We start from the raw sequence: 22,104 nt of genomic DNA, 5'->3' as shown, positions 1-22,104 counted from the left end.
CTTAAAATTCATACAAAAATAGAGCTTGGAAAATACTCCAAGCTCCTACTCTTACTTATCTCTATTTAAATAAACATCTCCTTCAAGTGGAAACCATCGGCAATAATCGTTTCCTCTATATTTGTTTGAGTAACAACGGTAGGCGAAAGAAGGATTGATGGTACTTCCATTTTCCCGTTGTTTACTTTCACGACTTCACCGAGATCCTCAATCCCCTCTCCCTTCGCTAGCTTGAAGGCAAGCTCTCCAGCAATCTTTGTTAGCTCTTTAATTGGCTTATAGATTGTCATCGTCTGTTTCCCTTCAACGATACGCTGAACAGCAGCTAGATCAGCATCTTGACCAGCAACTGGTATTTTCCCAGCAAGTCCACGCTCTTCAAGCACTTCAATTACAGCACCAGCCGTTGCATCATTGGCTGCAATTACTGCATCAATATCGTTATGATTAGCATCTAGGGCAATTCTCATATTTTCCTTTGCATATGTTGGTACCCAGTCTTTTGTCCACTGATCAAATACAACCGTAATATCTCCTTTATCAATAAGTGGCTGAAGTACTTCAAATACCCCTTTTTTAGCCATATGCGCATTATTATCGGTTTCTGCTCCACCTATATAGACATACTTTCCTTTAGGAACAAGTTCTGTTATCGCCTGCGCCTGAAGGACACCAACCTGCTCATTATCATAGGAAACATACATCTCAACTTCAGCATTCTTCACAAGGCGATCATACGATACTACCTTAATTCCAGCAGAGTGTGCTTTTTCTACAATAGCTGCGGTTGATTCAGCGTTATGTGGAACAATGACCAATAAATCAATACCCTGGCTTATCATGGTTTCCGCTTGCCAAATTTGCAAGGCATCATCTCCATGTGAAGCCATAACCTCCACCTCTGCCCCTAATGCTTCCACCGATTCTTTAAAAAGATCTCTGTCCTTCACCCACCGTTCCTCCGTTAATGTATCCATAGCAAATCCAATTTTAATTGGATTTTCCACTAACTGTTCATCATTTAAGGTATAGCTGCCCGTCTTTGATGGTGCTTTTGAATCGTTGTTTTGATTCTGCTGTTCTTCACACCCAAGAAGAATTAAGAATAATACGAGCATCAACAATCCTAAGTTCGTTAAAGAAATTAACTGTCTGATTTTAATCGCTCCTATACAATTGTATTATTCTACTTTTGATAACAAGTTTTTACGGTACTCCTTTGGAGAGGAATGGCAGATTTTTTTAAATACCTTACTAAAATAGTTCGGATCATGGTAACCAACTTCAAATGTTATTTCTTTTAAGCTTTTTAATGGATCTCTCATTAGCCTCTTTGCTTTTTCAATGCGACACTCTGTTAAAAAGTTAATATAGTTAATTCCAAGCTGTTCTTTAAATATTTTACTAATGTATATAGGACTCAGACCTACTTCTCTACCAACAGCTTCTAAAGATATATCCTCGTGTGCATGGTCAATGATAAATTGTTTTATTTTTTGAATGGTATCAGCTTCCATACTAGTAAGGTGATTCTCATATAATTCTCTCATCCTATCTAACAGATGCCGTGTTTCGGCTCGTAACTGTCGATAATCGGTCGATTTGAAGGAGTACAACGGTACATCTGATTCTACCCCCATCTCACTTAATACGCGGGAGGCTATCCAAAACAACTCCATAACTCTTTGCTGCGTTTGATTTAGCATTGCCCCTTCTTGTTCTAGGCGATCAATTATAATCACAATTTGTTGAAAAATCTCGTCCCATTCTCCACTTCGGATATGGTCAAAATATTGCTGTTCACTTTGTTTTGTTGTTTCCTCATCGAATCCTGAGACAAGTGAAGGGAGATCCTCATAAAATTGGAATCCTCGTGGAATGGATGTGTCTCTTGTCGCGATTAGTGACTCTTGATATGATTGTGTAATTTCACTTAAAGAGTTGTATACAGTCCCAATTCCAACAAACCAACCCGCATCCTTATCAGATGTGTTTAAGGACAAAATTTCTTTAGCCAATATTGTTGCTTGAGTACGAAACGTTTGATCTTGCTTTCGAAAGACAATAATCGGTAGTTGTCGGCCATACAAAGCACCTACCCAACCACTGCCAGTCTGACTCAACTTTTCTCTAACCATAGAATAAGAGACTTCAGAACCGTCTGACACAATAAGACTAATAACAAACTTTTCCTCTGTAGCCTGTATGTCTAACATTTCTAGCAACTCTTCTAAGTGAACTTCATGAACATGATCAAATAAAAGCTGTGTTACGACATCAGTCTCAAATAAGGACATAGCTTTTTGCAAAGTATTTTCCTGTTGCTTAACCGCCTCTAGTCTTTGTTGTTCAGTCTTTATTTGGTTAAGAACTTTCTCAACTGTTTCAACGATCTCCTTAACTCGGCTAGGTTTCACCAAATAATCGACAACACCCAGCCTCATAGCTTCCTTAGCGTAATCAAAAGTAGCGTATGCAGTTACTAATATAAATTTCAAGCTAGGATGATAGGATTTCATTTTTTCGATTACTTCAATACCGTTCATACCAGGCATTTGAATATCCATGAACACTAAGTCCGGTTGAAAATCTGCTGCTACCTCAATTGCTAGCCTTCCATTTTTCGCTTGTTGAATCACAATATCCGGGAAGTTTCTTTTCAGAATAGCTTCTAACCCATCACGCTCGACCTGTTCATCATCCACTATTAGTATATTGGTCATATATCTCTGATCTCCTTTCTTTCAAAAGCTTTATACTTACTTTCGTCCCACTTCCTAGGCTACTATCTATCTTCATTACATCTTCCATTCCATTAAAAAGACGAAGACGCTTCATCACATTACTTAAACCAATACCAGAGGAGTGACCATTTGCCGTATTAACCTTTTCTTCATATATTTCTTGTATTTTCTCATCACTCATACCAGGTCCATTGTCTTCCACTTCTATCGTTACTAAATCACCTTCATCTTTGATTCGAAACCAAATAATACCACCTTCTTCATGTGGCTCAACAGCATATATGACCGCATTTTCCACGAGTGGCTGCAAGGTAAGACCAGGAATCAGGATATGGAGGCAAGATTCATCAATTTCCGTATGAAAGGTAAGTCTGTCTGTATATCTAGTTTTTTGAATTTCAATGTATTGTTTCATTACATGTACTTCATCATTGAGTGTCATAGGCTTATCTAAATGCTTTAAATTGTAACGTAATAAACCTGCTACACTAACTAGCAAATCACTAGTTTCTTCGGATCCTTCCATATAAGCTTTTTTAGAAAGTGTATTTAGCGTGTTAAACAAAAAATGTGGATTAATCTGACTCTGAAGATTACGCAGTTGACTTTCCTTTAATAAAAGCCTGCTTTGCTGTAATTCATTTTCTAACTGTGCTTGATGATGCATTTCCGATATTAATTTGTTAATATTCACACGCATTCGATCAAACATCTTTGCCAAAAAGGCAATTTCATCACTCGAATTCACTTCTACTTTTAAATCAAATCGACCTTTGGAAAGCTCATTTGCTGCATGTGTCAGCTTCTCGACTGGTTTTGTAATTCGTTGGGAAAACCAATAGGTAAAGAGTAAGAGACCAACCGTAATTAAGAGTAGTAGCCAAATTCCGAGCTGCTTAAGCTCTTCTGACTGACTGATCATATCTCGATAGAACATATCATATGTTTGAAGCTCTAAATCTATTAAAGTCAGAGCCATTTCTGAGATATAATTAGATATATGAGTCGCTTCATTAAATGCTGTCATTGAGTACTCTGTTTCAGCCTCTGTCTGAAAAGAAAGTGATAAATCAACTGTCTCTATAAAACTATCAATTAAGTTTACATAATTTGTTAAGGCTAATTCATTCTCCACATTTTTAAATTTAGCCACTTCATTTTTCATCGTTTGAATGTCTTCCTTGTTCTGAGAAACCGCTTTAAAATTATCTTCAGAAGGAATCAGTAAATAGTTATTTAATGCTGTTACCGTATCTTCGCTTTTTATTGTTATTTCATTCAAAACTAAGTATCTTTCAAGGATATTGTTATATTGGTCTAGCATTTTTTGATTATAGTGAATTAGTGAAAACCAAGTTGCTGACATTATTAAGAGAGCCACTAAAACAAGACTCCATATTTTCTTCTGTATACTATTCATTGGGCGTCTACCTGTTCCACCATTTGAATATCTGTAAGATATCCATCTAAATCCAGTGGTAATACCTCTTTATTTAGCCAATCCATCATTAGTTTCACGCTAAGCTCTCCCATCATTAAAGGAGACTGCTCAATCATTCCATCTATTTTTCCTTGCTCTAATAAAGATAATGAACTAGGATCATCATCAAAAGAATAGATATAAAACGTTTCCACATTTGAGCGTCTGTCAATTTCCTCTACTAAATCATCTGCAAATTTAGCGTTTAATGTAATAAATGCATCAACATCAGGCATCCGATTTAATAAATCCTTCGTTGTGGCAATTACCTGCTCTCGCGTATCTTCCGTCTCTGCTTCAATCAACTCAATTCCTGGATAGTTGGAGAGGTATTCTTGAATTCCTTTTAATCGCTGTGTTTGGTAATATTCCTGTCTACTATCGATCATTAAGACAACTTCACCGGATTCTCCCATATCCGCAAGCAACTGTTCGGCAATCATTTTACCTGCTAACAACTGATCGGAACCTACATACGTTCTACGAAGACTTTCCGCCATCGGAACATCATTGGCTACTGTAATAACTGGCACACCATATGAAGACGCTTTAACTTTTGTTAGCTCCTTAAATTCCGCTGTATCCAATCCCTGAACAATAATCCCATCTACTTGGGAATAAATCGCTATTTCAATTTGTTTTAAAAAATCCTCCTGATTGTTGCCAAAACTCCCCCATATCTCAAGTCTTGCACCAGACTGTTCTGCCTGTTTCTGCGCACCTATACTAACTGAATCCCAAAATGGAGTTTCCAACTCTTGAGTAATTAAAACAATTCTTTTATCAGTAAGCTCCTCCTTTAATACCTCTGGCAACTTATAATTCGTATTAAATACTTTCACAGCAGAATCTAATGTATAATAAAAAAGAAAAATACAAGTGATAACGCTTACAATCTTAACGATTTTTCTCATGATAGCTAACTCCTTTAAAGTAGTAAACCATTCCTTATTATAGCAGACAATGAATGAATGAAAATATCTTTCTTACAAATATGACTCCTTGTAATATAAGGTAAATACGTTTGCTTGTAGAATAGTCTCCCATTCCTTTTGATTTAGTAATAAGGTTACTATTAAAAGCAAAGAATGACCGGCATGAGTCCGGTTCAACACCGTATCCATGTCAGCCATTTAGCTACTTAATTAAAACTCTAGATTACCACAGATACTAGTAAATTGGCATATTATTTCCTCTTCACTAAAAATTTGGTCTAATGTAAGGTTCAAAGCTTGCAAACCGTCATCCCGATTGGTTATCCACTTCCATCTGAAACATCCGTAATTACCGAAAACTTATTGTTAAATTTCGGAATAATACCCGCAATCTTCATAGAAACCTACTATACACTTATCGACATAATAAGAAAATATGTTTATAGTTACTAATAAAAAATAGTAAGATAATATAAAAGTAAACTTCACCATAAAATGTTTTAATTAGTAGCTTTATTGGAAAGTCTAAGCTTATTGATTAACTACTATTAATCCCTAACAAGCAACAAAAAAAGAGCCTGAACTGGCTCTTTTTTCATACTCACCATTCTATTATAATGGAAAATTAGTTATTCTCTATAATCGTATTAGGCATCACTATCTCCACGTAGGCGATCTAGTAAAACAGCTGCAACAATTACTCCACCTTTTACAACTAATTGCCAATAATAATTAACATCCATTAATGTAAGTCCATTGCTAATAACTCCCATAATTAAAACGCCAATAATCGTTCCTTGAATCTTACCTCTTCCACCGACTAAACTTGTTCCCCCAAGAATAACAGCTGCAATCGCATCAAGCTCATACATTTGTCCTGCGGTTGGCTGACCAGAATATAATCTTCCTGCTAACACAACTCCACCTAAGCCGGCTAACAATCCGCTAATGGAATAAACGTTAATTAAAGATCTTTCTACTTTTATCCCTGTTAAACGAGCTGCCTCTTCATTCCCACCAATTGCATATATATGACGACCAAACATTGTATATTTCAGTACAAAGAACATCACACCATAAACTAAAAGCATAATATAGATTGGAGTAGGTATGCCTAGAATAGAGCCCCCACCAATAAACTTAAAAGTCTCATTTGACAAAACAATTGGATATCCACCACTTATGACATAAGCAAGACCTCGTACATATGTGAAACTTCCAAGTGTGACAATGAAAGGGGGCAGTTTAGTCTTAGCTGTAAAAAATCCATTAATTAATCCTACTACATAGCCAATTGCTGCTCCCGATAACATTGCAATAAAGGGGTTAACACCTGCAGAGGAAACCAATACCGATATAACCCCAGACAAAGCCACTGTCGATCCTACCGATAAGTCAATGCCCCCTGTTAATATAACAATGGTCATCCCAGCAGCTAAAATTGCGATAATAGAAACTTGTTTTAATATATTTAATAGATTTGAAGTTTCTAAAAAGTTTGGAGCCGTAAAAGAAAGTACAACACATAATAGTAATAAAATCATAATCATTCCTAAACGATTCCATAATCCATGAATGATATTTCCAACATGTAGGTCTTGAGATGGATTAGCAGTTTGCATATTTACCTTCATTTTGTTACTCCCCTTTTGTAGCAAAATACATGATTTCTTCTTGTGTAGCTTCTTTTCTCGATAGTTCACCAGTTAATCTTCCTTCACTCATTACAAGAATTCTGTCACTAATTCCTAGCACCTCTGGTAATTCTGAGGAAATCATTAAAACTGCTAACCCTTCATCAGCTAACTTAGAAATAATCTTATGAATCTCTGTCTTCGCACCAATATCAACTCCTCTAGTAGGTTCATCAAGTAGTAATACTTTTGGTGAAATAGACAGCCACCTTGCAATTACTGCTTTTTGTTGATTTCCTCCACTAAGGTTGGAAACAGGCTGTTCAGGAGAAGCGATTTTAATACTTAATTCCTTAATATATCGATCGGCTGTAGCATTAACGTCTTTCCATCGAACGACTCCAGATTTTGAGTGACTCTGAAGTTCAGCCATTAAGATATTCTCTTTGACAGACATAGATAAAAATAAGCCTTGTTCTTTTCTACTTTCTGGTACGTGTGCGATTCCATTGGATATTGCATCAATTGGTGAATTGATTTTCACTAATTGATCATTTACGTAGATTTCACCACTTGTTAGATGTGATGCACCAAATATAGTTCTGACTAATTCAGTTCTCCCTGCACCTACAAGTCCTGCCAGACCGACAATTTCACCAGGATAAAGCTTAAATGACACATTTTTCACTAACTTTTTATCAGATATATTTCTGAGTTCTAATACGGGTATATCATTTTTTTGATAAGAAGGTTCAAATGCTTTTGTACGGTTAAATAAATCTTTAAGGTCACGTCCAACCATAAGTTTGACAAGATGATCTGGATCAGTTTCTTCGATAGGACCACTCGCGATCCATTCACCATCACGTAATACTGTAAATCTGTTTGAAATCTTAAAAATTTCTTCCATTCTATGAGATATATATACGATGGCAACACCTTGGGTTTTAAGATCTTGAATGATTTCAAATAGTTTTATAATTTCTTTATCTGTTAATGAAGCTGTAGGCTCATCCATAATAAGAACTTCGGCCTTAAAGGATAGGGCACGGGCAATTTCAACCATCTGCTGCTGAGCAACACTAAGAGTTGATACTAATTGACGTGGGTTAAGTTTAGATCCCATAGAATCTAAAATCCTTTGGGGCTCTTTCATGAACATCATCCCACTTTACCATTCCTAAACTATTTCTAGGAAACTTTGTCCCCATTAAAATGTTTTCACTGATTGTAAGATTTGGAGAAAGATTTAACTCCTGATGAATCACACTTATTCCATTATTTCTTGCATCAATAGGATCCTTCCACAAGATTGTTTTTCCTTTATAATAGATTTCTCCTCCATTTTGATCTGGTTGATGAATCCCTGCTAAAATTTTCATGAATGTAGATTTTCCAGCACCATTCTCTCCCATTAGTGCATGGACTTCACCAGGATACAACTCAATTTTCACATTTTTTAATACAGTGACTCTTGAGAAGGTTTTACTTATCCCCTTCATACTTAAGACAGGTTGCTTTAGGTTATTTCGCTGCCTTACATTCTCTTTGACAACCATAGCTTATATCATCCCTTCTAGATTTGAAGAAGACTGATGAGGGGAATAAACTCCTTATCAGTCTATACAGTTTGGAGGTTTACCAGCCTTTGTAAGAACCTAAAGTTTCTTGAGTTACTAGCTCAACTGGAACTTTGATTAAATCTTCTACATCTTCTCCATTTTTCACTTTCATACCAATTTCTGCTGCTTTTTTCACCATTTCACGAGGTGATTGTGCTGAAGTTGCATAAATAGAGCTGTTTTCTTTTGCCATTGCATCTGTTGCTTCAGGGGCTCCATCTACACCTACAATGAAGAATTCATCCTTACGTCCTGCTTGTTCTTGAGCAATTTCCACCCCGATTGCTTCTGGATCGTTAATAGCAAATACGGCTTGAATGGAGCCAGATGGATTAGCTTGTAAGATACTTTCCATAACCGTTAACGCTTTTTCACGATTTCCTTCTCCATTTTGTTTTGCAACGACTTTAATATCAGAATCTTTTATTGCATCCTCAAATCCCTGAATACGATCTGCTACAGCAGAAACAGGTGGTCCATCAATAATAACAATATTGCCTTTTCCACCTAATTGTTCGATTACATACTCACCAGCTAGCTGACCTGCCTGATAGTTATCTGATGTAACTGTTGCATCCACTCCACCTTCAGCATTTACATCAACTGCAATAACAGGAATTCCCGCTTCTTTTGCCTGCTGAACTGCTGCAGCAATACCTTTTGTATCAACAGCATTAAGCAAAATAACATCCACCTTCTGGGTAATAAAGTTTTCAATTTGTGATGTTTGCTTCGCCAAGTCATACTCTGCACTTTCAACAATAACTTCTGCTCCTAACTCTTTTCCTGCTTCTTCGGCACCTTTTCCCATCGCAACAAAGAAAGGATTTGCTAATGTACCAACAGATAAAGCAATTGTTAATTTTTCGTCTTCATTACCGCTCTCACTAGCGCCATTGTTTAAGCTACCATCGCTTGTTGTTTTACTTGCTCCACTACATGCTGTCATTAAAGCCAGTACTAACATCAAAACAAATACCATGAACTTTTTTGTATTTTTCATTATGATCCCCCTAAAACAATTTAATTTTCCCTTTAAAATAAGTGCTTCTTTACAAAATAATCATTAATGGAAACGCTAACATTTATGTGTTTTTTACATCACCCCCTTATAATAATTTTTCTATTAAGTTATAAGTCTTATGATTTTTTATAAGCGATGTTACGTTGAAAGTATGTTAAGGAGTATGCTCGTAGATGAAAGTTTTTGCGGTTTTTCACGATTTCTTATGATTACTTTTGATTGATTTTGATTATATTATGGTGATTACCATTTGTCAATAAACACCAAATTTGTAATTAATTATATTAAAAATCTTTAATTTATCTAATATTTCTTAAAAAGCTATTGGTTTTTAAATACTTTTTTAGTAGGTATAGATAACTTCTTATACTATTCTTGTAACTTCCTGTTAATAAATTTTCTTCCAAAGTAACAAGGAGGAGGGTTACTTATTAAGTAGATTTAGATAGATATTTTTTCCATCTCGTTTTAAATAATTGATTATTTAAAACGAAATAAACTTCATTTCTGTCTTTATACAAAAACGTTATATCAGTACATTAATCATAAAAATCACAAGAAACTTTTTTTAAAAAAAGTTCATTTTTTCATTATTTATTTGAGAGGTTTTCATCATTTTTTCAACAAAAAAACCCACTCAAACATGAGCGAGTTTCTTAAACCAACCAAGTATATTTTTTGAAAATTTCATTGTGTTTCTTTAACTTCAATAATATCTGTTAATTTTTTATATTTTTCTAAATCTACATAATCGACTTTATTTGTAATAATTTTCACTTGATTAAGGTCTGCAAAATTGGAAAAGGAGACTTCTCCAAATTTAGTATGATCTGCTAAAATGTAAGTTTCTCTTGATAAGGAAATGGCTCTTTCTTTTATTTGTGCTTCTTCTGGATCTGGTGTTGTTAGCCTAGTTCATGATGAATGGCATTTGCGCCCATAAAACATTTATCAAAACGATAATTTTTAATACTTTCATAGGCATCGCGTCCTATTGTTGCTTTTGTCACCTTTTTTACAAAGCCACCGATAAAATATGTACAAATATCCGCTTCTAACAATGTGTTTAAATGGTCTGTCCCGTTAGTTACAACAACAACATCCTTCTCCTGTAAATGCTTTATCATTTGATAGGTGGTTGTTCCAGCATCAAGGTATATGCACTCTCCATTTGTAATCAGACCAGCGGCATAATTGGCTATAGTTTCTTTTTCTTTTAGATTTTGAGTTGTTCTTTCTATAACACTAGGTTCGTCTCTTTTACGCTGTAACAACGAAGCACCACCATGCACTCGCTTTAAATAGTTCATTTTTTCTAATTGATCTAAGTCACGTCTTAAGGTAGATTCTGAAGTAGAAGTAAGCTCAACAAGCTCTTGGATTTTAACATTCTCTTTTTCTTTTAAAAGATCTAATATTAGGCGATGTCTTTCCGTTATAAGCAAAATGGTTCCTCCTGAAAAAGAAGTTCAAATTATAAGATGTTAATCTTCATTACTTTTTTCCAGTATATAAAATCCACTAGAAAATTGCATTTAAAAGTTCTTTTAAAAAAAGAATGCATAAATGTATAATCCCTTAAAACACTCTACGATCAATTTGTCACTCTATTCTCTACTTCTAAAAAATTTACAAAATGGTTCAAAGTCTGTAACGGTCTTTCTTTTACTAAAGAGATATATTTCTCTTTAACACGGTCCGATACAACCTCACTTTTCTTTATTCGTTCAACTATATAGTTCATACTTCGTTAACATTTTCAATATTTTTTATGAGTTTTACCTCTTCATGAAGCCTCTCCATTTTCTTGTCTAGCTCAATAGCAGATAAAGCTGCTTCTTTTAATTCATTTGTTAAATTCTCAGGAATTTCTTTCCCAAATTTGTAATAGATCTTATGCTCTAAGCTTGCCCAAAAATCCATTGCTTTTGTTCTAATCTGAATCTCAACATAAGTGTCTTCTACTCGATCAGACAGAAAAACTGGTATTCTAATAATAAGGTGAAGACTTTGGTACCCATTAGGTTTTGGGGACTTAATATAATCCTTACATTGAACCACATCTATATCTTTTTGCTTTTGAAGCATCTCATACACTTTATACACATCAGAAATAAAAGAACATGTTATTCGAACACCTGCGATATCTTTAATATTTTCCTTTATTGACATAATAGATAGATCACAATTCTTCTTTTTAACTTTTTGCAAAATACTTTCTGGTGTTTTCACTCTTGAACTTATATTCTCTATTGGATTATAGTCGTGAACATACTTAAATTCTTCATTCAAAATATTAAGCTTTGTGGTGATTTCATTAATAGCAAATTTATAGGTCATAATAAACTTTACAAGTTCTAATGTATCCATTTTGTTATTATCTCTTAAACTTATTGTATCCAAATTGTTAGTACCCCTCTATTTAAGGCTTATTAAGATAATGTTTAACCTTTTATTTTAATTGAATTGTTTTTTGTAGGTCTTCTGATTAATTGAGCATTAATGCCTTGTTTTTGTAGTTTCTTTACTATGCTTTTAAAATCAATCTTACTCTTTACAAGATCAGTTCCCACCGTTTTACTCCTTTTGAAATCCCTTTTTTAGTAATTCAATTTGATTGATATATTTGGTTAGTGCTTCATCTTCAGATAAGTTTAGTACAAATACACGAACTAAATTATGAATTGTTACTGAGATCATTATTTCAATCATGTCATTTAGTTCTTGTTCAGATTTAATATTCAAATGATCTGTTTTTACTAATTTTAGTAGACTTTGGTAATGAGATTTTTGATTTTCTTCATACATACTTCTTGCCAACGTATTTTCAATTTTAAAATTCATATTTAAAAATACATTCTTAAAAAAAGCTCTATTATCCTGATTATGCTGGTTATGAACAATATGTTGAAAAAGATCAATAAAGGTTTCTGTCAAATTCCCCTGTTTTCTCCTTAGAATGGTCATTACTCTTCTATTCGTGTTTTGTGTAAATTCATCTAACAAATAAAAGTACAAATCCTCTTTATCATCAAAGTATTGATAAAAGCTTCCCCTTGGTATCCCTGCACTTTTTATTATATTGGCAATTGATGCCTCATGAAGGGGAACCCGTGAGAATTCTTCTTTTGCCGATAATATTAATGTATCCTTCTTCTCTTTTGGTAAGTGATAAAACGTTTGTTTTGGCATGATATTGATCTCCTGTTCAGGTATATGACAAGCTGTCATCTCTCTATACATCAATAATATGTGACATCTTGTCATATGTCTATCTAAAATGACAAGGTGTCACATAAATGTCATATAGAACATTAATAGGTTTATGATTCCCTTCTAAATTACGGGTAACCTAGTTTATTCGTAAAAAAAAGCACCCATCAATTAATGAGCGCAACTTTTACATTTTATTTCTTAGATAATTCTTTATTTAGTTAATCTCACTGGTTGCCCCTTTTCAGCTGAAACTTGAGCAGCCACAGCCACTTCATGTGTTTTAAAAGCATCTCTATAATCTGATAATATCAGTGAAGTGTCACCGGTTCTAACAGCATGTATAAATGCTTCGCTTTCTTTTTCATAAGGATTGACGATATCTTTTACGGACGATGTTTCACCTTTTTTTGAGATCTCTAGTCCATTGAAGCCTAAACGTAAAATTCCCTTGTTCGTGTAATAGTCAAGACCAACCATTGAGTCTCCCTCAGGCAATAGACATGTATTAGAAAGATTTGCTATGACTCCATTGCTAAATTTGATGGTGACGGTTCCAACATCAGATACAGTAACACCCTCATACTGAGAGGAAAGTGCTCTACTTGCATAGGCGGCATAGACTTCCTCTACCTCTCCCATTGTATAGCGAAGTAAATCAACCAAATGGGTTGTTTGCTCAATAAACTGTCCTCCTGAAGTTTGTTGATTTCTCCACCATGGCACAGTTGGCATGGACCCCATCCATCCACCAGTTGCCATTCCAGTAGTACTGTTTTCAAGCTCATTTTTTAAGTAGCTGACAGAATCTTTGTAGCGAAAATGGTACCCCACCGAAGTAATAATGGACTTTTCATTAAGCTTTGATAATACTCTTGTTGGAACCTCTAAATCTACACTTAAAGGCTTTTCTACTAGAAAAGGAATCTCTCTAGTTAGTAATTCTAGTTCAATTTCACCGTGCGCAAATGGTGGAACACACACATAAACAGCATCTAGCTTTTCGCTATCTAGCATTTCTACTATATTTCCATACGAGTTTACATCTTCATAAGAAGAAGCAAATTTCTCAGCCTTTTCTTGACTTGTTCCACAAATAGCGTTGATTTGTACTCCTTGCATGTTGCTTAAAATTTTTGCATGCACTCCACTAAACCAGCCAGTCCCAATGATCCCTACTTTCACCATTTGACTCCATCCCCTTTTTCAGTTAAAAAAGAAAACGCAAACTACAGTTGGCGTTTTCATTAACAATTTTAATTCAGTGATTCTTACTAATAAATACTAGAACTATGCTTCATATATACATCCTGACCTATTGATGTATAGGAATAACGTTATTTTTCACTTTTGTCACTTCTAAATATTGAATATGGTGTCCGTCACTTTCATGAACTTTAAAGAGGTAGCCGTCATTTTCTACCTCTACACCAACAGTTGCGTTGAAGTTTTGTGTAAGAAACCAACCACCAATTGTATCAATATCTTCATTAGGAAAATCTGTATTTAGAAGATTATTAACATCATCTATCAATAATTTCCCATCTAGAATATAATGATCATCATTGATTTTTCGTATTTCGGGAACCTCATCTTCATCAAATTCATCTCGAATTTCCCCAACAATCTCTTCAAGAATGTCTTCAACTGTTACCAATCCAGATGTGCCACCATACTCATCAATTAATATAGCTAAATGAGTTCGATCCTTTTGCATTTTTAACAATAAATCATGTATTGCTATTGTTTCAATCACTTGAATAACCGGATTAATAAATGTGTTTATATTGAACTTTTTAGCATTACCCCCATCAGTAAAATGGGAAGTTAACAGTTCCTTTATATTAAGAAAACCAACAATTTTGTCTTTATCTCCATCTATAACTGGGTATCTTGTATATCGTTCATTCTTAATAATCTCTACAATTTCTTCATAACTTGTATCAATATCTATAGAAACAATCTCAGTACGTGGTACCATAATCTCTTTTGCAATTCTTTCATCAAATTCAAAGATATTATTTACGTACTTTAACTCGTTCTTATTGATTTCTCCACTCTTATAGCTTTCAGACAAAAGCATACGAAGTTCCTCTTCTGAATGAGCTAATTCATGTTCAGATGCAGGTTTCAACCCAAATAAACCTACCAACACACGTGCAGAACCATTTAAGAACCAGATAAATGGATACATTAAACGGTAAAACCAAATAATAGGGTGGGCAAACAGTAATGTTACAGCCTCTGCTTTTTGAATCGCAACTGTTTTAGGGGCAAGTTCACCTACGACAACATGAAGGAACGTAACCAAAGCAAACGCAATACCAAACGATAGAATATGTGTAACGGATTCATTCAGTGCAAAATGTTCAAAAAGAGGATGTAATAGCTTCTCCACAGTCGGCTCCCCTAACCACCCAAGTCCTAATGCTGTAATTGTAATTCCCAATTGACAGGCTGATAGATATTCATCTAAATGTGTTACAACTTTTTTAGCAGCTACTGCACCTTTATTTCCTTCTGAAATTAACTGATCAATTTTAGAAACACGTACTTTCACAATGGCAAATTCAGTTGCCACGAAAAATGCTGTTAATGCTATTAATACAAATATTAAAAGTAAATTAATGGTTATCAATGAATCGTCTTATTAAGTAAGACGTACACCTCCTGGTAATAATATGAATTAGTTGAGTAGTAATAACAATGATTGAATCAAAGACAGGCTTTCTTGAGAAACATTCTTTTTTACAAACTCATGATTCTTTAAATTGCTTTTTTCAAGTTGAGATAAAACCTCTGCTACATCTTTTTCTAATCCTTTTATTTTAAGACGTAACTCCAAAACATCTATTTCTTCTGCGTTTTTGTCAATCATTCTTTTCTTTATGTCTTCTAACGACATTCCTTGTTCTTTACATTTTTCGATATCATTTAATTGTTCAACAGCAGAAATATCGTAATAACGATAATTCGAAGGGGAACGTTCTGCTTTCAGAAGTCCAAAATTAGTATAGTAATCTATTGTTCTTTTTGTAACACCTGTTCTTTCTGCCAGTTCACCGATTTTTAACTTTTCAGTCCCAAAGGATAACCCTCCAAACCATAACGTGATAGTTTGATTATATTTACCAAACGTAGAATTTACAACTAATAAACTGATTATTAATAAATATTTCACAATTTGTTTACAACAAGCTTATTTTTCTTAACCCGATAGCGTAAGAACGTATTTAAAAAGCTGCTCTACGAAGAGCAGCTTTTTAATTATAATCCACTATGCAGCTTGCTTCTCTTCTTTCTTTTCTTTCGTTAAGAACCACCCTGCAGCAGCAATTCCTATTAATACAGTATAGAAGAAGAGCTTCCATCCAGTGGAATGTGCAAATTCATAAGAAAGTACACCAACATCAGGATGTCCTAGTGTTAACACAGCAAGCTTCACTCCTACCCATCCAACAATCGCAAAAGCCGCTATTTCAAGACCTGGTCTTGAATGAAGTAACTTAACAAAAAGGTTAGCTGCAAAACGCATAATAATTAATCCAATAATTCCACCGGCAAAAATGACAAGAAACTTACCGCCGTCCATTCCTCCGATTTGTGGAAGGTTTGTGTTTGGCAGTGTCATAGCGAGGTACACAGCAGCTAAAATTGAGTCAACTGCAAATGCAATATCAGCTAATTCAACCTTTAAAACAGTTCCCCAAAAACTAGATTTTCCTTTTTTGTTTTCTTCTTCATTTGTTTCCTCTTTCTTTTTAAATACAAGCTTTCTTACTATATGATTTATAGCAATAAATAATAGGTATAGAGCACCTATCGCTTGCACCTGCCACACATCCACTAGGAACGAAATCGCAAAGAGTGAACCAAATCGGAACACAAAGGCTCCTGCTAAACCATAAAAGAGAGCTCTTTTTCTTTCTTCCTCCGGTAAATGCTTAACCATGATTGCTAAAACAAGAGCGTTATCTGCTGCTAACAAGCCTTCCAGTGCAACTAATAAGATTAACACCCAACCATACTCCATTAAAATTGAAAGTTCCAAATTACCTTCTCCTCCTTATTTACTCTTAGTTTATAAATCTCAGTCAGTAAACTTTCAATCTTGAAGGTTACTTTTCAACAAATAACTACACTGACAAAACAACATTTTGACTCACTCCTTCTGTAAAGTGAATTTCCATAAAAAAGTTTTCCAGTCTCCGGTAAAAAGAAAAAACCTCTACCGTAAACGGTAAAGGTTTTAATAAAAATAAAAGACCTTTACCAATAGGTAAAGGTCTTGCTAACAACCGAACGTTGCCAACAAAGCCGAGAGATACGAAATCTCCGAAATGACGACTTTGCTGTAAAAGCTACTCCCCTTTAGGAGAACTATTTAGTTAATCAAACTATATATGATAAATTCAATTTTGTCAACTATTTCTTCATAGTCCTTTTTAAAAATTTCATTTTTTTATCCCTTCATATTTTGCATGACCCATAGGAATTCGAACCCAGTTCCTCACCTGTATTTCCTATAATTGAATATAGAGATAATCTTTACATTCTAACCTATATGTTTTTAACTTTTATGTCTATAAAACTTCCTCAACACTTGGTATGGCAGCAATCGCCCCTACCTTGGTACAAACGATCGCACCCACTTTATTGCTAAAGGAAATAACTTGTTTAAGATGTTCAAAGTCTGCTAAAGCTTTTTTAGGATCTTTTTCTTTAGCTAACTGAAAAAGCATACCTGCCTTTATACTAATATCTCCATAAAAAATCCTATAGCTCAATGAATCTTATAAAGAAAAATCAACATGACTAAAAATTTTAAAGGTCATGTAAACACTATGTTATTACCTAAAAAACACAAGGGATGTAAGAGGATTTAATCAACGATAAAAAAAGCCTATAAACATTGATATATCAACGTTTATAGGCCTTTTCACCCGATGATCCTAGAGGGATTCGAACCCCCGACCTCTCCCCTATCAAAATTGGGTGAGGAATTAATAGAGTTAAATGTAATAAAACTGAGTTAAATAAGTATTGATAAATCAACGTTTTTAGCTTGTGGTTGTAAAATAAGTTAATAGAATTCAATGAAATAAATTAAGTCTGTGCAATTTTTGTGCAATTGGTGTAATCAAATATTTTGTTAAACTTAGTGTAAATAAGAAATAATGATAAAAGTTAGCCTACCTAAACAATATGTATAGCTAGTACCCTTACTTTAAGCAATGAAAAACCTCTAAGGTCAATTACAAACTGCTATGTTCAACTAGGTTCAGTTCAAGTACAATATATCAGTACTGATAATTTGACTATTTGATTAGTACCAATGTTGAACATTTTATTCTCGCTCACATTACTCTGGTATTCATCAGTACGTACAAAAGCTCTGTGAATGAATCAACAATAGTTATCACCAAGAAACGGGAAAAATACCAATACTCGCATTAAAAAAAGGAAGAAACCTCTTATCGCTACTACCACATGATCGACTAAGAGATTTCTATAAAATTGATCACATACTTACGAAAGTGAACACATCAATATAATCACTTACAAGTCCAAACAGCTGACAAGCGCACAAAAGAAGGCAGCAACTCGACTACCTCCTTTTTGGCTTAGCAACATCTCACCGTTACATTGTCTTTATTTATGATAATAGTTCTTTAACGTACCTGTTTTTGCACCTGTCCCTTTGTATAAGTGGTTGCTTTTGAGTCTATATAGATAGAGCGAAATCGCCCAGGTGAAATACCCATTGTAGAAGTAAAGACGCGAGTAAAATAGTGAATATTTTTAAAACCTGTTTCTTCTGATATATCTTTAATAGATAAATCAGTTGTTTTAAGTAAGGTGGCAGCTCTCTGTATTCTCTCATTTTGGACAAACTCCGAATAACTCACACCCACTTCCGAGACGAATATCCGGGATAAATGGCGTCCAGATATATGAAGATGGCCTGCTGCATCTGTAAGTCTTAATGGTTGTGAAAGATTATCCTTAATATACAATTTCGCAATATTAAAGAGTGAAGACGCCGTTTTAGGTGTATGATGTTGATGCTTGTTAAAAGAACGTGAACTAAAAGTTTGAACTAAGGAAAGAATAAGGGAATAAGCTAAATTTGGTATCATTTCCTCAAAAAAAGCCTGTTCGGACTTTGTTGATTGAATTAGAAGGGATTTCCAAAGTAGGGCAGGTGTTTCATTATTTACATCAATGATGATTTCGTTACAGTTCCTAACATCATCCATAATCTTTATCCATTCTTCATTTGATTCTGACTCTATTAATTCAAAAGCTACGTAAAGAAGAGATAGTCCATCTTTGCTACTTATTTGATGTAAAACATCTGGCCTCGAAAAAAAGATCATGTCTTTTTGTATGGGATAGGTACATCCCTCTTCTATATATTCTCCTTCCCCATCCACTACAAAACACACTTCAAAAAAAGAATGTTTATGAAACATATTATCATAGTGCTTTGGCATGACTCCCCAGTAGTGAACATAAAAAGAAGCTCCATTGTGCGCTAAACGATGAGCATATTGATTTAACGTGATTTTTCCCGACGTATATTCATTTAGGTTCAAAACAAGCCCCTCCCTTGCCCTAAGTTGAAAAAGGATGTTTCATGTTAAGAAATCATTCTCATTATTTATATGTCCTCTATTGTTCATATTACATGGCACTGGTTGAAAAGAACATATTGTTCTAGTACAATTCCTACAGCAACGATCTACTCATTCTGATGGAACATTTTTTACATTATTTAGTGAAATAACTCAATTATTATCAATGAATAGCCTATCTCTTAATATACTATATTTATGATTTCTTACTATTCTTTCTAGAGTCAATGTAAACAGCCGCTACAATTATGGCACCTTTCACGATTTGTTGCCAATAAGAACTTACCCCCAAAAGATCTAGACCATTGTTCATTACACCAATAATAAGAGCACCAATAATTGTTCCACCTATTGTTCCAATTCCTCCAAAAAGACTCGCACCTCCAATAACTGCCGCAGCTATAGCATCTAATTCAAACATCAGACCAGATTGAGGTTGACCAGAAGCGATTCTTGAAGTTAACATCATACCGGCAAGACCTGCTAATAAACCAGCATATGCATAAATAATAATTAAAACTCTACTTACATTAATTCCAGCTGTAACCGCAGCATGCTCATTTCCACCAATTGCGTATATATACTTACCTATTTTTGTTTTGTTTAATAATACCCAAGTGATAATACCGACTAGTGCAAAAATAATAACAAGAACAGGTACCCCTAAGATTGACCCTTGACCAATGAATAAAAACGCTGAATCTAAATTTCCGATCGGCCTTCCGTCACTGACAAGCATTGCCACTCCGCGAGCTGCCGTCATCATACCTAATGTTGCAATGAAGGGAGCAAGTAGTACCTTTAGCAACTAATGTACCGTTGATTAAACCTGCTAACAGACCTACACCTAAAGCCATAATAATTGGAACAATTATTGGATATTGTCCTGCTTGTGCAAAAGTAGCACCGACTACTGATACTAGTGCGATTAGTGAACCTGAAGATAAATCTATTCCTTTTGTGATAATAATAGGAGTAACTCCAATTGCAATAATTCCTATAATTGACATTTGTTTAACTATATTAATAAGGTTAATAGATGTAAGGAAATGTGGTGTTAATACTGACATGATCACAATAAGTGATAGTAAAATAAGAACAATACCGTACTTCTTCAATAGATTTCTTGGATTGACTTTAAACTTGCTGTTCTTAACTTGAGTTACTTCGGTAGCATTTGTTTCGAGTCTCGTACTCATCATTGGTTTCCCCCAAACATATAAATTTCATAAAGTCCATGCTCCCTATATGCATTACACTGTCGTAGTTTGCAACATTTTTTCTTCCTCTTTTTTCTTGCCCTGTTGCATAATGCATGATTTTTTCCTGGGTAGCCTCTTTGCGACTTAATTCACCAGCAATTTCACCTTCATGCATAACCATAATTCTGTCACATAAACCAAGTATTTCTGACATCTCGGAAGATACAACAATGACCGCTTTACCCTGACTAGCTAATTCAAATATCAAGTTATAAAACTCTGATTTTGCCCCTACATCAATTCCACGGGTAGGTTCATCTAAGAATAAAATATCTGGGTTTTTTAACAACCATCTAGCCAATAAAACTTTTTGTTGATTTCCACCACTTAAATTCCCAACAATTTCTTCAATATTAGGTGTTTTGATTAATAACTGCTGCTTTTGCTTATTACAGTCGTTAATAATTTTCTTATCATTTAATAATCCCAATGACATATAACTATCGATATTTACAGTTATCATATTTTCCTTAACAGAAAGAGGCAAAAACAAGCCCGTTAACTTTCGATCTTCTGTTAAAAATCCTAAATTATTTTTAACTGCATCTCGTGAATTTTTTATATTCACCTTTTTACCATGAATGTACAGTTCTCCATTCTCCGGAGTTCTTAATCCGAATATTGTTTCTAGTATTTCTGTTCTACCAGAAGCCCATCAGACCCGCGAATCCTACTATTTCTCCCTTACGTACCTCAAAGCTAACATCTTTAAAATATTTGTTTTTCGTTAAGTTTTTTACTGAAAGAGCAACCTCTCCTATCTTAGGAGTTGGTTTATTAAATATCTGAGTTAATTCTCTACCCACCATCATTTTAATAAGCTTCTCATTTTCTAGGTTTTGTGCAGATTCTGATCCTACATATGTTCCATCTCGAAATACTGAAATGTCATCTGCAATTTCGTAAAGTTCACTCATCTTATGAGTAATATAGATGATGCCGACATCTTTCTTCTTAAGAGAGCGAATCATTTTAAATAATTGGGCAACCTCTTTATCTGTGATGGCAGATGTTGGCTCATCCATGATGACTAACTTTGAATTAAAAGAGATGGCTTTAGCAATTTCAACCATCTGAGTATTTGCAATACTTAACTCAGACATCTTCATTTTTGGATTAAGGTTAATTTCTAAACTATTCAATAACTCTTGTGTGATTTTATATAACTCTTTATTGTTAACAATCCCACTTTTTCCGTAAGTTGGTTCTCTGCCCAAAAAGATATTTTCAGCGACTGTCATTGCTGGGATTGGGCTTTGAGCTCTTGATGGATCATAGAAATACCTTTATCTAAAGCATCATTAATGCCCTTTAACACTAGCTCTTCACCATCAAAAATAATCCTTCCTTCATCCGGTGTATACATACCAATGATGATTTTCATGAGTGTAGACTTTCCTGCTCCATTTTCCCCCATTAAAGCATGAACCGTTCCTTTTCTCACCTTTAGCTGGACACTTTCAAGAGCCTTTACTCCCGGAAACTCTTTTGTAATATTTTCCATTTGCAAAATATAGTTTTTATCCATATCTAGCCCCCTTTCTAATTAATA

The 22,104-nt window shown here is 34.5% G+C and carries 20 protein-coding genes and 2 pseudogenes; all 22 read right to left on the bottom strand.

Going from position 1 to position 22,104, the window contains the following annotated elements:
* Positions 1-65: 65 nt before the first annotated feature.
* Positions 66-1,118, bottom strand: coding sequence for a sugar ABC transporter substrate-binding protein (locus MVE64_RS18655; RefSeq protein ID WP_247340192.1), 1,053 nt, complete (start codon positions 1,116-1,118; stop codon positions 66-68).
* A 63-nt stretch (positions 1,119-1,181) separates the two neighbouring features.
* Positions 1,182-2,723, bottom strand: a complete 1,542-nt coding sequence (locus MVE64_RS18650) for a response regulator (protein WP_247340191.1) — start codon at positions 2,721-2,723, stop codon at positions 1,182-1,184.
* Positions 2,698-4,164, bottom strand: a complete 1,467-nt coding sequence (locus tag MVE64_RS18645; protein WP_247340190.1) for a sensor histidine kinase — start codon at positions 4,162-4,164, stop codon at positions 2,698-2,700. Before MVE64_RS18645 ends, MVE64_RS18650 begins: the two co-directional genes overlap by 26 nt.
* Positions 4,161-5,138 carry a sugar ABC transporter substrate-binding protein gene (locus tag MVE64_RS18640; protein ID WP_247340187.1) on the bottom strand — a complete coding sequence of 326 codons (978 nt, stop codon included), beginning with the start codon at positions 5,136-5,138 and terminating at the stop codon, positions 4,161-4,163. The genes MVE64_RS18645 and MVE64_RS18640 overlap by 4 nt, the downstream gene beginning before the upstream one ends.
* A gap of 668 nt (positions 5,139-5,806) precedes the next feature.
* The gene (locus MVE64_RS18635) at positions 5,807-6,793 is read right to left on the bottom strand and encodes an ABC transporter permease (RefSeq protein ID WP_281730389.1); all 987 of its coding nucleotides are present in this window, start codon (positions 6,791-6,793) and stop codon (positions 5,807-5,809) included.
* 4 nt (positions 6,794-6,797) lie between these two features.
* A complete protein-coding gene (locus MVE64_RS18630; protein ID WP_345740653.1) occupies positions 6,798-7,919 on the bottom strand; it encodes a sugar ABC transporter ATP-binding protein in 1,122 nt (373 codons plus the stop codon).
* Positions 7,909-8,352: an ATP-binding cassette domain-containing protein gene (locus tag MVE64_RS27820; RefSeq protein ID WP_345740652.1), complete on the bottom strand. Its 444-nt coding sequence runs from the start codon at positions 8,350-8,352 to the stop codon at positions 7,909-7,911. Before MVE64_RS27820 ends, MVE64_RS18630 begins: the two co-directional genes overlap by 11 nt.
* A 79-nt stretch (positions 8,353-8,431) precedes the next feature.
* Entirely contained in the window at positions 8,432-9,418 is a 987-nt protein-coding gene (locus tag MVE64_RS18625) for an ABC transporter substrate-binding protein (protein WP_247340185.1), read from the bottom strand.
* Positions 9,419-10,126: 708 nt separating this feature from the next.
* A pseudogene (locus MVE64_RS18620) lies at positions 10,127-10,884 on the bottom strand (DeoR/GlpR family DNA-binding transcription regulator).
* Between the two features lie 149 nt (positions 10,885-11,033).
* Entirely contained in the window at positions 11,034-11,183 is a 150-nt protein-coding gene (locus MVE64_RS28180) for a DUF5392 family protein (RefSeq protein ID WP_379052680.1), read from the bottom strand.
* A complete protein-coding gene (locus MVE64_RS18615) occupies positions 11,180-11,809 on the bottom strand; it encodes a GTP pyrophosphokinase (protein WP_247347148.1) in 630 nt (209 codons plus the stop codon). The genes MVE64_RS28180 and MVE64_RS18615 overlap by 4 nt, the downstream gene beginning before the upstream one ends.
* Positions 11,810-11,883: 74 nt before the next feature.
* On the bottom strand, positions 11,884-12,012 hold the full coding sequence (locus MVE64_RS27465; RefSeq protein WP_281730388.1) for a hypothetical protein: 129 nt from the start codon (positions 12,010-12,012) through the stop codon (positions 11,884-11,886).
* A gap of 4 nt (positions 12,013-12,016) precedes the next feature.
* Positions 12,017-12,631 (bottom strand): TetR/AcrR family transcriptional regulator, encoded by a 615-nt coding sequence (locus tag MVE64_RS18610; protein WP_247340184.1) that lies wholly within the window; start codon positions 12,629-12,631, stop codon positions 12,017-12,019.
* 234 nt (positions 12,632-12,865) lie between these two features.
* The gene (locus tag MVE64_RS18605) at positions 12,866-13,840 is read right to left on the bottom strand and encodes a Gfo/Idh/MocA family protein (protein WP_247340183.1); all 975 of its coding nucleotides are present in this window, start codon (positions 13,838-13,840) and stop codon (positions 12,866-12,868) included.
* Positions 13,841-13,967: 127 nt separating this feature from the next.
* A complete protein-coding gene (locus tag MVE64_RS18600; RefSeq protein WP_247340182.1) occupies positions 13,968-15,290 on the bottom strand; it encodes a hemolysin family protein in 1,323 nt (440 codons plus the stop codon).
* Positions 15,291-15,338: 48 nt separating this feature from the next.
* Entirely contained in the window at positions 15,339-15,767 is a 429-nt protein-coding gene (locus tag MVE64_RS18595; RefSeq protein WP_379052860.1) for a MerR family transcriptional regulator, read from the bottom strand.
* Between the two features lie 162 nt (positions 15,768-15,929).
* Positions 15,930-16,703, bottom strand: a complete 774-nt coding sequence (locus MVE64_RS18590; protein WP_247340178.1) for a TerC family protein — start codon at positions 16,701-16,703, stop codon at positions 15,930-15,932.
* A gap of 532 nt (positions 16,704-17,235) precedes the next feature.
* Entirely contained in the window at positions 17,236-17,439 is a 204-nt protein-coding gene (locus MVE64_RS18585) for a hypothetical protein (protein ID WP_247340176.1), read from the bottom strand.
* An 885-nt stretch (positions 17,440-18,324) separates the two neighbouring features.
* Positions 18,325-19,251 (bottom strand): AraC family transcriptional regulator, encoded by a 927-nt coding sequence (locus tag MVE64_RS18580; RefSeq protein WP_247340174.1) that lies wholly within the window; start codon positions 19,249-19,251, stop codon positions 18,325-18,327.
* A gap of 235 nt (positions 19,252-19,486) precedes the next feature.
* Positions 19,487-20,035 carry an ABC transporter permease gene (locus MVE64_RS27815; protein WP_345740651.1) on the bottom strand — a complete coding sequence of 183 codons (549 nt, stop codon included), beginning with the start codon at positions 20,033-20,035 and terminating at the stop codon, positions 19,487-19,489.
* Entirely contained in the window at positions 20,016-20,489 is a 474-nt protein-coding gene (locus tag MVE64_RS27810; protein ID WP_345740650.1) for an ABC transporter permease, read from the bottom strand. Before MVE64_RS27810 ends, MVE64_RS27815 begins: the two co-directional genes overlap by 20 nt.
* A 97-nt stretch (positions 20,490-20,586) precedes the next feature.
* Positions 20,587-22,080, bottom strand: a pseudogene (locus tag MVE64_RS18570) (sugar ABC transporter ATP-binding protein); the annotation flags it as partial.
* Positions 22,081-22,104: the final 24 nt, after the last annotated feature.

The organism is Metabacillus endolithicus (assembly GCF_023078335.1).
GTDB lineage: Bacteria > Bacillota > Bacilli > Bacillales > Bacillaceae > Metabacillus > Metabacillus endolithicus.
Note: the sequence above shows the minus strand (reverse complement) of the source record. Positions and strands in the feature narration are given on the sequence as shown.